The sequence below is a fragment of the Streptococcus gordonii genome (assembly GCF_001553855.1).
In the GTDB taxonomy this organism is placed as follows: Bacteria; Bacillota; Bacilli; order Lactobacillales; family Streptococcaceae; genus Streptococcus; species Streptococcus gordonii.
This window is the reverse complement of record NZ_LQWV01000012.1, coordinates 428510-441960: the sequence shown is the minus strand read 5'-3', so window position 1 is coordinate 441960 and position 13451 is coordinate 428510. Positions and strand designations below refer to the sequence as shown.

9 protein-coding genes are annotated in these 13451 nt (G+C 41.7%); all 9 read right to left on the bottom strand.

Annotated elements, in window-relative coordinates; translation table 11 throughout:
• Positions 1-7: 7 nt before the first annotated feature.
• Positions 8-2524: a preprotein translocase subunit SecA gene (gene secA / locus AWH02_RS05060; protein WP_060553046.1), complete on the bottom strand. Its 2517-nt coding sequence runs from the start codon at positions 2522-2524 to the stop codon at positions 8-10.
• Between the two features lie 351 nt (positions 2525-2875).
• Positions 2876-3559: a B3/B4 domain-containing protein gene (locus tag AWH02_RS05055; RefSeq protein ID WP_060553047.1), complete on the bottom strand. Its 684-nt coding sequence runs from the start codon at positions 3557-3559 to the stop codon at positions 2876-2878.
• A 150-nt stretch (positions 3560-3709) separates the two neighbouring features.
• Entirely contained in the window at positions 3710-4297 is a 588-nt protein-coding gene (gene rpoE, locus AWH02_RS05050; protein ID WP_045505656.1) for a DNA-directed RNA polymerase subunit delta, read from the bottom strand.
• 92 nt (positions 4298-4389) lie between these two features.
• The gene (locus AWH02_RS05045) at positions 4390-5013 is read right to left on the bottom strand and encodes a CPBP family glutamic-type intramembrane protease (protein WP_223358659.1); all 624 of its coding nucleotides are present in this window, start codon (positions 5011-5013) and stop codon (positions 4390-4392) included.
• A 260-nt stretch (positions 5014-5273) separates the two neighbouring features.
• A complete protein-coding gene (tig, locus tag AWH02_RS05040; protein ID WP_008808427.1) occupies positions 5274-6557 on the bottom strand; it encodes a trigger factor in 1284 nt (427 codons plus the stop codon).
• Positions 6558-6645: 88 nt separating this feature from the next.
• Positions 6646-7209 (bottom strand): TIGR01440 family protein, encoded by a 564-nt coding sequence (locus AWH02_RS05035; RefSeq protein WP_060553048.1) that lies wholly within the window; start codon positions 7207-7209, stop codon positions 6646-6648.
• Between the two features lie 12 nt (positions 7210-7221).
• Positions 7222-7704 carry an ECF transporter S component gene (locus AWH02_RS05030; protein WP_045634298.1) on the bottom strand — a complete coding sequence of 161 codons (483 nt, stop codon included), beginning with the start codon at positions 7702-7704 and terminating at the stop codon, positions 7222-7224.
• On the bottom strand, positions 7694-8455 hold the full coding sequence (locus tag AWH02_RS05025) for a bifunctional hydroxymethylpyrimidine kinase/phosphomethylpyrimidine kinase (protein ID WP_060553049.1): 762 nt from the start codon (positions 8453-8455) through the stop codon (positions 7694-7696). The genes AWH02_RS05030 and AWH02_RS05025 overlap by 11 nt, the downstream gene beginning before the upstream one ends.
• Before the next feature lie 380 nt (positions 8456-8835).
• A partial coding sequence (locus AWH02_RS05020) for a ZmpA/ZmpB/ZmpC family metallo-endopeptidase (RefSeq protein WP_236708893.1) occupies positions 8836-13451 on the bottom strand: 4616 nt, incomplete at its 5' end.

Here is a 13451-nt window from a genome sequence, read left to right as displayed (position 1 = left end):
ATCTTTTTTAACGACGGCCGTGGCAATTTTTAAACTTCTTACCTGAGCCACATGGGCATAGTTCATTCCGGCCAACCTTTGCCAAATCAACGTCTGCTGGCAGGTCTGATTCTTGCGCTGAGATATTGCGCGTTGCTGTTGTTACAATATTGTGCTCTGTACGAGGACGCTCTTGCTCATGAATTTGTGCTTTCATCATAAGACGGGTCACATCAAACTCAATCGAACCAATCATATCGTTAAACATTCTGAAACTTTCAGATTGGTATTCAACAACAGGATTATTTTGAGCATAGCCTCGAAGACCTACAGCATTACGAAGCTGATCCAATGCATCGATGTGATCTGTCCACTTGTTATCTACAACACGTAGAATCAACACTTTTTGGAATTCTCGAACAGCTTCTTCATCACGAAGTTTAGCAATTTGATTATTGTAGACTTCCAAAGCACGTTCGTATAAGTTAGCCTTTATTTCCTCATCAGATAAACCTTGAAGGTCACTCAATGAAATCGACTCTTCTGGAACCAAGTTATACTTAGCAAAATACAAAATAGAATCCAATTTCTCTTCTTGAGGAGCTCTGCTATTTCCATCAACAAAACGATCAATAGTCCGTTTGATCATAGCGTGAATCTCTGGAGCCAAATCCCGGTTAGCTGTGATAACATCATGACGTTCAGCGTAGATGATTTCACGCTGTTCACGCATCACATCGTCATACTGAAGGACTTGCTTACGAGTATCATAGTTATTTCCTTCAACCCGTTTTTGAGCCGCTTCAACTTGGCGCGTAAACATCTTAGACTTAATGACAGACTCTTCTTCGCTCAGTTTGAAACGATCTAAGACAGCCTTGATCCTCTCAGAACCAAAACGACGCATCAGCTCATCTTCAAGAGATAGATAGAATTGAGATTCACCTGGATCTCCCTGACGACCAGAACGTCCACGTAACTGATTGTCAATACGACGGCTTTCATGGCGCTCTGTACCAATCACACAGAGACCACCCAATTCGCGAACGCCTTCACCCAACTTAATATCGGTACCACGACCAGCCATATTGGTTGCAATTGTAACAGCACCCCGTTGGCCAGCATTCATAATGATTTGCGCTTCACGATAGTGGTTCTTAGCATTCAATACCTCATGAGGAATTCCTGCTGCAACCAGCTTTTTAGAAAGATAGTCACTGGTTTCAACTGCAACTGTACCGACCAGAACAGGCTGTCCTTTAAGATGGCGTTCTTTCACGTCTTCCACAACTGCCTTAAATTTAGATTCTAAACTAGGGTAAAGTAAATCCTCATGGTCAATACGAGCAATTGGGCGGTTAGTTGGAATTGGGATAACACGGATATTATAAGTTTCGCGGAATTCTTCTTCCTCGGTCTTAGCTGTACCAGTCATTCCAGACAGTTTTTTATACATACGGAAGAGGTTTTGGTAGGTAATAGAAGCAGATGTCTTAGTTTCATCTTGAACCGGAACACCTTCCTTAGCTTCAATAGCCTGGTGAAGTCCGTCAGAATAGCGACGTCCTTCCATGGTACGACCGGTGAACTGGTCAACGATCAGAATTTCTTGTTCTTCGCTAACCACATAATCGATATCCAAAATCATGATATAGTTAGCACGCAAGGCATTATCAATGAAGTGAGTCAATGCCACATTTTCAATATCATAGAGATTATCTAATTTGAAGTAGCTTTCAGCTTTGTCAATTCCAGAGTCAGACAGGCCGATTGTTTTTGATGGCACGTCGATGATATAATCATCCTTGTTAAGACTCTTAACGAAGCTATCCGCCATGTGGTAAAGCTGATTAGTTTCAGATGAAACTGGTCCAGAAACAATCAGAGGGGTTCTAGCTTCATCGATCAGAATGGAATCCACCTCATCAACTAAGGCATAGTTAAGTGGACGCTGAACCATGTTTTCAGCACGAACCACCATGTTATCACGAAGGTAGTCAAAGCCAATTTCTGAGTTCGTTGAGTAGGTGATGTCACAAGCATAGGCCTCTCTCTTCTCAGCTGGAGATTTAGCAGCCAAGTTAATACCAACTGAAAGCCCTAACCAAGAGTACAGTTCACCCATTTCTGTCGCATCACGCTCTGTCAGGTATTCATTGACCGTTACAACGTGAACTCCTTCTCCTGCCAAGGCATTCAAGTAAACAGGCATGGTCGCAGTAAGAGTTTTACCTTCACCTGTACGCATCTCTGGTACGTCACCATGATGGAGAACAATCCCCCCCATAATCTGTACTGGATAAGGATAGAGACCAAGAACACGCTTCGCGCCCTCACGAACAACTGCGAAGGCTTCATAGAGCAAGTCATCTAAACTTTCGCCATTCTGATAACGTTGTTTAAATTCATCTGTTTTAGCCTTTAGCTCCTCATCGGATAAGGCAGCCATCTGGTCACTATAAGCAATGACCTTATTTGCCATTTTCTCTAATTTTCTTAATTCACCTTTATCGTTTTCGATAATTGTTCTTAAAATATTTGCCATTTTTATCCTTACTTTATAATCTTTCTGATTTTAGAATGTTCTTTTCATTATAGCATTTTCTCCTATAACTTTCAAGAAACTTAAGCATTTTTATACCGAAATAAAGCCTTCTCTTTGATTCATTCCCACAATTTAACTCTACTTTTATTTCACGTACCAAAGTAAGCATTCAAGATAAATAATGATAAGTTTTTCCAGTCAGTTATAGCATTTTTTCCTTCCACACCCTCTATCGAATCAACTGTCCTTTTTGTTAGAAAAAAGCCTCTTTCAACCAAGAGGCTTTTTATACGAAATATAGGAGAGCAATGTTTCAAACTGAAACCGATAATGTCTATCCCCGCTACTAAATCAATCTTCAGCTTGCTTGATAACCAATGCCTCAAACTTCATATCTGGCATGCATTCTTTTAAGTCAGACTGGATTCGCTTCAAGGCTTCCAAACGCATCTCAACGGAAGTATTCGCATTCCCTTGAATGATAAAAATTGCATCTTTGGTATCATCATCAAACTTATAGAGGTCACTATCTCGAATATCTAACCAAGCTAAAATCCCTTTGTCGTCGCGATAGACATGGTCTGTTTTAGCTACGTGTTTCTCCTTAGACAAAATTGGCATAAAACTGTCTTCTCTTTGACTAACAGTAAACTCAATCTTTTCTCCAATTTTATTATAATCATGTCCGCCAATAGCTAACAGGGATTGCAAGGCTTCTACATTATAAATATCAATAATCGTATTGATAGTAGGAAGAGACCCGCGATGGCGGATATTTTTAATCAGAGCTGGAACGGTTGGAGGATTTTTCTTGACACTGCGACCTACACGTTGCAGGATATCTTCATAGCCTTGAATAATCGGTGATTGGAGAACCTGATCCAGGTCACAGTTTAGAGCCCACTCTTCTCTTTCTTTTTTCTTTTTTAGAAAGGTTGGAGATAATTCTGCATGCGGATTGACATTTTTAGCAATACCAATGACTACACTTTCAATTCCTAAGTCACATAGGCTTCGATCCAGGATAAATTTCATCGCAGCACCCTCCCTGTCGCTATTTTCTATCTATTCCCCATCATTATACGACTTTCTTAAGTCTGTTTCAAGGCTGAAAAAAATCCCTCTGACTAGTATTTACAATTCTGACAAAAAAGACTGGAGCTTTTTTGCCCCCAGTCTCTCTTTTTATTCTTCTTCACCCTCTGCATCATCGTCAGAAAATTCATCATCTTCTTCATTGATGTCAACATCTTCGTCTAGATCATCCGGAGCAATCTCATTGATTTCAGCATCATAAGCGTCTGCTTCATTCTTCTCATCGTCTGGATTTTCATCGTCATAGTTGAGCGCAGGATCTGCTTCGTATGAATCCTCATCTTCTGGATCATCATCGCTGTAGTCGATGGCATCCTCATCACCATCCATAAAGGCATTAACGCGTTTTTTCTTCCGTGATTTCGGACTATCTTCTTCATCAGTCTCTTCAAGCGCGATAATTTCCTCGTCCACTTCATCAATTGCATACCAAGAACGAAGGCCCCATTTGTTGTCACCAAGCGGAATAAAGCTTCCGTCAACATTTAGCTCAGTATAGAACAATGGTAGAGCTTCTCGGATTTCGCTGTTTGATTTTTCTAAATAAGTTTGGATTTCATTGACAAGGTCATTAAAATACATCTCATGGTCACGACCACGCAATTCTAAAATCGCACGCGCAACTTCAATCATAGAAAGCTCACTTTTTTCCTGTCCAGCAAATACTTCTAATTCCAAGGCTTTTCTCCTTTTTTGTCTTTCCCTACTATTTTACGCTAATTTCCAAAAATAGTCAAAGGGTTACCATTTATATTTTAAGTTAAAATTTTTCAAATTTCTAAAAAAACGAATCTGAGCAAATCAACTACAGTATGAGCTGTTATAGCGCTGTAGAGCCCCTGTTTCCGAAGCAAAAAAGCAAAAGGCAAGCCGAAAACAAGACTAAGAATAACGACACTTCCTATATAAAACTTTTCCAAACCAAAGTGAATCAGAGTATGAGGCAAGGTCAGAATACCATAAACCAGCATATTCTCCATTTTTGAAAAAGTATCTTTTTTAGTCAGGTAAATGATAATAGCAAAGAAAAATAGTCTAAAAGCTACTTCTTCAAATACACCTGCGCGGAGGGCATTTAGAACAGCCTGAACAGGAAAAGAGCCTGGTAGACTCATAGGCTTGTGGGCCAAAACGAGATTGAAGAACCCCAGCACAAATCCTACAAGAAGCCCCGAAACCAAAGCAAGAGCTGCTTGTTTCAGACTATCAAGTTTTAAAATGGTTCTGAATTTTTCCCTTTCCTTCAATAAAAGACTGCTAGCCAGATAAGTCAGGACTGTCAAAGCAGCAAAAATAGGATTCGAAAAGATGGCCAAAAACCCCAGAATAATAGCTGTTATCCAGTCATTTTTTGAAAGTTTGCGGTAGTTCTTAGCAATTACGGTCAGGGCCATACCAGCTAATAAAAGGAGCTAAAAAAGCGCTGCATTATGAAATAAAAGATTGACTATTAGCCAATAGAAAATAAAAAAGAGAAGAAGCAAGCCTAGTTTCAGATAAGATTTTTTACTGCTTTTCATGCTCGACCTCCTTCACGAGTTCTATGGACTAGCGACAGAGCAGGATTTCCTTTTAACTATACTATTATTATAACAGAATCCCCTCTTGTTTTCTAAAAAAAGGAGGCAAGAATCAAATCTTGCCTCTTTCATCTTTATTTCACTTTTGCAGTGCTTGTGATGACTTCAACAGCTTTCTTGATAGTGATATCATGTTTTAACATATCTTCTGAAAGAAGTTGACGAACACGATCTGCTTCCATGTTGTAGTCGTTTGCGAGTGAAGAAATTTCTGCTTCGATTTCTTCAGCGCTTGCTTCAAATCCTTCTGCTTTTGCAATAGCTTCAATCACTAAGTTTGTCTTAGTACGAGCTTCTGCATCAGCTTCGTGCTGTTTGTGAAGGTCTTCTTGAGTAGTACCAGTGATTTGGAAGTACATGTCAGGTGAGATTCCTTGGCGTTGCATGTTGCCGAGGAATTCGTTTACTGAACGATGAACTTCTTCATGAACCATTTCTTCTGGTAAGTCTACGATTTCTGCATTTTCAACCGCAAGATCGATTGCTGCTGACTCAACTGCATCTTTGTATGCAGCTTCTTTTCCTTCAGCTAATTCTTTACGGTATTTTTCTTTCAATTCATCAAGAGTTTCTACCTCTTCGTCGATGTCCTTTGCAAGTTCATCGTCAAGAGCTGGAACTTCTTTTTCTTTTACTTCATGGATTGTAGTTACAAACTTAGCTTCTTTACCTGCAAGATCAGCTGCTTGGTAGTCTTCAGGGAAAGTTACAACCACATCAACTGTTTCGCCAGCTTTGTGACCAACCAATTGATCTTCAAATCCTGGAATAAATTGACCGCTACCAAGTCCAAGAGAGAAATTATCTCCTTTTCCGCCGTCAAATTCAACACCGTCAACTGAACCAACAAAATCAATGACCACTGTATCACCTTCAGCTGCTGGACCTTCTTTTAGGACCAATTCAGCCAAGTTGTTGCGTTCGCGTTCGATACGTGCATCAACGTCTTCGTCTGTTACTTCTTTTGAAACTTCTACAGATACTTCAAGGTCTTTGTAAGCACCTAATTTTACTTCTGGTTTTGTAACAACTTCAGCAGAAATAGTCCAATCTTGACCTTTTTCCATTGAAACGACATCGATTTTTGGTTGTGCTACAACTTCGATACCAGCTTCTTTCACAGCAGCTTCATAAGCATTTGGAAGTAAGTTGTTTAAAGCATCTTGGTAAAGCGCTTCTTCACCAAATTTTTGGTTGAAAACAGGACGTGGAAGATGACCTTTACGGAAACCTGGTACATTGATTGTTTTCTTTACTGAGTTAAACACACGGTCCAATTCTGGTTTGATTTGTTCTTGACTAATAGTGAAAGTCAAAACTCCACGATTTGTTTCTTTTTTTTCAAATGATACAGACATTCTGTCATTTCTCCTTAAAATTTATTGAATACACTCCATTATAGCATATTTAAAAAATTTTTCAAAATTATATAATATTTTTTTACTATTAGTCTTTTCTTATTTTATCTTCGCTATAAGCTGCTCTTGAACCTCCAATCAGCTTAGGACGGCTAGCTAAAGCTGTAACATGAGCATCACCCACTGATTTAAGTTTTGGTCTGATAGGAATCTGAACATGCTTAACATGCATGCCAATAGCAGTATCTCCAATATCTAGACCAGCCTGAGCTACTATAAATTCCACCTCAACAGGATCCTTCATGTACTGGAAAGCTGCCAATTGGCCACTTCCCCCTGCATGAAGAGTGGGGAGAACGTTAACAATTTCTAAACCTTTCTTTTTTGCCAAGCTTCTTTCAACCACTAAAGCCCGATTGAGATGCTCACATCCCTGAACTGCTAGAAAGATCCCCTTCTCTTCCAAGATATCTAGGATTGTTTTGACAATGACCTGACCTACTTCTAAACTGGAATTTCGGCCAATATGACCTCCCATAACCTCACTAGAGGATAGACCCAGAACAAAAATATCACCCTCATCCAAGGACGCTTTCTCTAGAACATCTTGAAGAATCTGACGTGTTTCTGCTCCAATCTTATCTAAGTCCATGTCTCACCTCACTTATTTCACTGTAACCATCTTTTTCAAACTAGCTGGAAAAGCTTTGTAAAGGACGTAACCGACTACCAAACCAAAAGCATTCTGCATAAAATTACCCAACATCCCAGCTAGACCTGCTCCAACACCATTCATGATACTGTCAAAGAGGGCGTAGCCACCAACCATAGAAACTGCGGCCAAAACTAGACCAAGATAGCGACTCTTACCTTCCAGACCAGCAAAGAAGCCCTGCAGGCCGTGGCAAATCAAACTAAAGAACATCCATTGAGGATAGCCAGCAATCATATCAATCAAAAAGCCTGAAAGCCCTCCGACAATAGCTGCTTCCTTGTGTCCAAAGTAGAAGGCCGTAAAATAAATCCCTGCATCCAACAAGGTCAAAAATCCTGTAGGCGTAGGGATTTTCAAAAAATTCCCCAAAACGACAGACAGAGCTGTGATGAAAGCTAAGATAACTAATTTTTTAACTTGATTATTTCTCATATTGAACCACCCCATATTGATCTGAGCGCTGAATCGCTCCGTAAACAAAATCCTTAGAAAATTGAACTGCTGCAAGAGGAGACTTGCCTAAAAGCAACTGGCTGGCAATACTGGAAGCAAATGTACAACCTGCTCCGGTATTGTTGCTAGCTAACACTGGCGATTCCAATACCTTGAAATCTTGGCCGTCATAGTAAACATCCACCGCCCGCTCCTTGCTCAAACGATTGCCACCCTTTATCACCACATGCTTGGCTCCTAAATCATAGAGCTCCTTGGCTGCAGCCTGCATATCTTCCAGACTTTTGATTTCTTTTTGGGTCAATAGCTGAGCTTCTGCCAAATTAGGCGTGATGATGCTGACATAAGGGAAGAACCTGATGAGTTCTTCTCTCAATGCACTAACTTCCAGATCATGATTTTCTTTGCAGACCAGAACAGGATCCAGCACTACTGGTATGTCCGCATGTTGCTTGACAAAATCCAATGCCTGCTCTGCTATTGCTAGATTGGGTAAAAGCCCTATCTTAATAGCAGAAAAAGGAACATCTTTGAGGCTGGCTAGTTGCTGAGTAAAAACCTCTTCCTCAACCGGAAGGACCTCAAATCCTTTGTTTGTCATCGCAGTCAGGCAAGTCACAGCCACAAAACCATGCAAACCATTGACTGTATAGGTAGCTAAATCAGCATGCAGTCCGCCACCGCTAAATATATCATTACCCGATAGGGCTAAAATGAGTTTATCCTTCATAACGAATCTCCTTTAGATAATACCGTTTGAACCTGCTATTGCCCTTCTGCCAAATGGCGGTCTTCTCTTCTGAAATCTACTATTTTTTACGTAAATCGACCAAACAATAGCTTTATAAGGTGCTATGTGTTTATTTTAGCAGGAAAAAAATACCCCAGCAAGGACTAAAAACAGGAACTGTCTGGGGACAGATTTTTGAAAATAGAGTATAACAAACGGAGATGGCTGATGTTAGGAATCACTAATACGCAAGAAAATAACCCATCTGAATCAGACTGTCAGTGACGACACATACAGAGCTAATTCAAATGGGTTATTGATTACATCTTGCTAAAGGTCATTATTTGTAGCTACTCATGTAGGCAATTAAACACTTTTTCTTAGGAACCCCAAATAGAGTTTTCGTCCATAAAGCTGTTGGTGTTCTTGAGTAACTGCGTAAAGACAGCATACTTGAAGTCCTTGGTTGCGCGTTCATCGACACGAGCCTTCTTCAGATCCTTTTCAACAGCTTCTGCAAAGCCAGCTTTCAGCTCTTCATAAGTACTATAGACTTTTCCGTTGACAGTCACTGGCTTAATACCTGAGGTTTGTGCTTTATCCACAACTTTTCTGAAGTAAGCTTTCTTGAAGGCTTCCATGGTTTCAAATTCGCCTTCAGAAATTTGCTTGATGATAAAGTTATCGCTCAAACCAGTCACACCTTGCTCATTGGCTGTCTTACGGTGTTTATTGGAAGCATAGCTTACAAAGCCTTTTTCATAGCCATAGTAACCCCAAATTCTGAAGGTATTATGCTTGAACATCAAGGCACCTGGCGCTCCAGTATTGTTTTGACCGCCACCATAGATACCCGTCATAAAGTCGATTGCAATGTAACTAGAGTCAAAGTCAGCAGGGTTATAAGTTCGATTGTCAACCGCTCGGTTAGAAAGCAAGCCTTGGTCAACCAAGTCATTTACAGATGAAACTGACATGGCCGCTTTCTCCTCTGCTGTCAACTCTCTCACGACATCATATTGAGTCCGAGCATCTACAATCTTAGGCTCAACCTTCTTGAACCATTTAGCCGCAGCTGCATTTCCTTTATCCACAACTGCTTGGCCTTCAAGATAATCCAGAAGCATGAGGGTATCATTATAGCCCTTCATGTAATGGTCAATATCTGCTCGGTTCTTGAAGAGACTTGGCGAGCTATTGAAAATGAGACTACCATCATTTGGACGATCAAAGGCCATATTGAGACCCAGAGCACCCCAGCCTGGCTGACCAGGAACAGGTGATTGGAGCAACCCTTGGGCATAGCCTTCTGGTCCGATACCTTGTCGTCTACCATGTCCGCCAAGGTAAATATAACCGTCATTGACGTGGGTGAGTTCGTGCGTGAAGACGGATACACCGTATTCCGTCAAGAGGTCAAAGGCTTCGAAGTTCACACGGATTGAACCAGCAGCATGGGCACCGTATCCATTTGACTTGTACCAGCCACCAGCTCTGCCGCCAACTAGGTTAAAGAACTCGCGGGATGGAGCATAAGGATTGCCCTTATTATCATTTCCGTTGACATCAATCCAGCCACGTCCTTCCACATCAAAACCATCCCATACAGCCGTTACATTTTGCTTGACCATTCTGGACTTGATATCATCTGAGAGCAGTTTGTACCAAGTGTCTACGTGATTTCGATGCTGGGTCGCTACTTCCTTGATGCGTGCATTAAATCGTTCATCAGACCATGATCGGCGCTTGTCTCTGTTGACAAAGGCCATCGTGCTATAGTTTGACAGAATAGCTAAACGCGTATTCTTCAAGGTTAGCAGCGGAAGAATATAGTTGCTGAAATATTCAGAATTGAGGTTATCGAAGACGCGATACTTAGCAGACTTAATCTCCTCAACTTCTGACTGGCGTTCTTCAAACTGAATAAAGCCTCGGGTTGCATCCTTGAACCAAGAATCCATATCCGCAAAGTCAGTCAGCAGGCGACGGTTGTAATCCAAGTAAGCTACCAAATCACTAGACTTGGACTCAGCCTTCAACTGACGTGCAAACATATTGACATTGTCTGCTCCTTTCAGTTGATTTTCTGTCGAACGTCCAATCTTAATCAAGCGATCCAACAATGGTACTTTTTCACCATAGAAGTCTGGTTTGAAGAGCACTAGCTCCTTGAGGTTGTAGTCGCCAAACTTGAGATCGTAATAACGGTTGAGGTAGGTCAGACCGAGCATGATAGCGGTCTTGTTCTCTTCGATTTTAGTTTTCAAAGCTTCATTAGCTGCTGGATTATCAGCATGGAATCTTGTCCATTCATTGGCTAGAAGCTTACCAAGCATATCCTGCAAGTTGGCTTTCACTTCAGCCAAAGATTCATCTAGGAAGAGGCGCTTCACTTTGTTGACCTTATCATTATCATTAGGCAGACCAACAGAACGATAGACTTCATCGCTGTACAGTTCGAAACTCTTCAAGCTCTCAGTCAGCTGAGCCAGCAAGTCTTCTTTAACAGCCGTTGAGTGATTTGGAGTATAGACTGTACCAAGCTCTGCAATCTGATATTCCGGCAGAGCCGTCTGTTCAAATCGTGCTTGATTTTGAAGATTGAAGATGGTTTTGCTTCCGTCTGCAAAATGGACTAAGATCTTATCTGCATCCGTTCCTCCAGAAACAAACTGGTTACCTTTCAGGGCTTGAACTGCTAAGACTTTCTTAGTCAACAGGTCGCCCGCCTTACCAGCATCCACCAGCTTATTGGCCTCATGAATCAAGAACTCTTGATTGTAGAAAGGCATAAAGCGTTCTAGGTTTTGATAAAGCTGTTCATTTTCTGCCTTGTAACCTGGCTTATCTTGATAAGTACTTGTTCTCAGGATAGCAGCATTTAGCTTCTCAGTTGTTACTTCATTTGCGCTGGTTTCTTCAAGAGCCGTAATCCGATAGCTCTTAACTTTTTGCTCCGCTTCAGCTTCTGTCAAGCGGCGGAACTTGGCATCTTTTCCTATCTTGGTTCCAGAGCTGTGTCCCTGAACACCAAAAAGGTTTTGGAGTTTTTGCCCCATCCAAGCATCGGTAATCTCATTATCTGAGCTAAAGAGCTCTTTTCCGTTCACTACTGTAGCATAGCTGACAGTGTCATTGATGGTTCCATATGGCCAAATGGAAGCTGCGATACCAGCTGCATTTCTTGAGCCCGCATCCTCCAACTTACCTTTGGCAACTGATTGCATCAATCTGCCCCAGTTACCCCAACCTGAACCTGAATAGTCAGTGAAGTTTTGAGCGACCAGCATACCTGCATTTTGTCCACTCTTAACCCAAATATCTGCTTCAACGTAGGCACGTTTCACCAAGGACATGGCGTTGGTTCCTGCGATACCGCCTGTAACAGAGTTTCCACCCTTGGACTTAATACGGCCCTTAAAGGAGACATTTTCAACTCGAGATTGGCCCTCTATATTGTTAACCAGACCAGCTATATGGTCTCTTCCTTCCAAGTAGCCTTGGACATTGACGTTTTCGATTACTCCTTTATTCTTCAAACGAGCAGCAATTGTCGCAATTGTATCGCCCGCTTGCGAATCTGGATAAACCATATTAACTCGCTTAAAGTCAATATCCTTGACCGTTCCGCCAGTAATCGTATCAAATAAAGGATGCGCCAAGTCTAAAATTGCATGACGCTCGCCATTTTGCCCACCAATCAGCTGGCCTTTGAATTCACCTGGCAAGTAAGATTTGCTGTTGGCAGGTTTATCAATCAGTTTGGCACTGATACTGCGACCCAAAATAAAGGTCCCAGAAGGATTTTCCTTGATACCGTCCAAGAGGTCTTGGAAGTCATAGTAGACATTTCCTTCACGCTTCTTGGCTTTTTCCAGATAGAAATCAAAGCTGTTTTGAAGACCAGTTGCGCTTCTTTGCAACAAGTCTGGTAGCTGAGCCTTGATCTTGAAGACAGGCTGGTTATCAACAACCACTTCCTCGATAGAGGTAACCGGCAGGACAGTGTCCTTGAACTGGTCGGATGTAAAGTGCAGGTAATATTGATCCAGATTTGCTGGTTTTTCAGCCAAAGTAGGCATCAATTTTGTCTGGCCATTCTCAACCTTCATCAAGGCGACATTAGTGATGGACTTGAGTTCCACCTTCTTCAGGTCAAGCTGAACTGTCTCTCGAGCTAACTCTTTGCTTTCAGAGCCATTTCCTAAGTCATAAGACAGGGTCGTCTCGATATCATAAGGTGTATAGTAGTCCAAACCACTGAAGCTGGCAGTCAACTGACCGGTCGCCAAGTTTTGCTCTGCTATTAATTGACCATCCTTCTTCAGACGAACATGAGCACTAGTAAAGGCTTGATCCCTGTCCGTCAGCTGGTATTGAATTTGCGCTGATTTCTGCAATTCATCCTTCTTAACCGCTGAAACAGTCAGAGTTGGCGCTGTTTTAAGAGCCAATAAGTCGGCTAAAGCCTGCTTGAGTTGGTTGACACCTGCATCTACTTCATCTTGACTCGACGAAGTTTGATAAACCGACTCAGCCATATTCTTAATTGCTTGCAATTGCTGGTAGGATTGATTGGTGTAAACTGCAGGATCCACAGCCGCTGCTAAAGCTAGCTGCTTACTTAATTCTTCTTTATTAACGCGAGTCTTAGTGCCACGAGTGACCACTGTATCAACTGCTTCATGCAAGGTGCGCTCAGTTGTTTGTGGCTCCGATATCCGCTTGCCATCCAAGACTTCATAGCTGGTTACAATTTCTTTTTGGCCTGGAGTTCCTTCTACAGTTGTCTCTTCATCAAGATACTTGCTATCATCAGTTTTGTGAACAACCTTTGGTTCAATTGTTTCTAGCTTGACCTCTGTATGCAAACTAGGCAGTTCAGCTTGAACTGTTGATTCCCCGTTAACACCACCCGTGTATTCTGGAAGCGCAGGCTCGACTGGGGCCGTATCTCCTGCTGTACCTATCGACTCTGTATAAGCTGGTTTCTCCG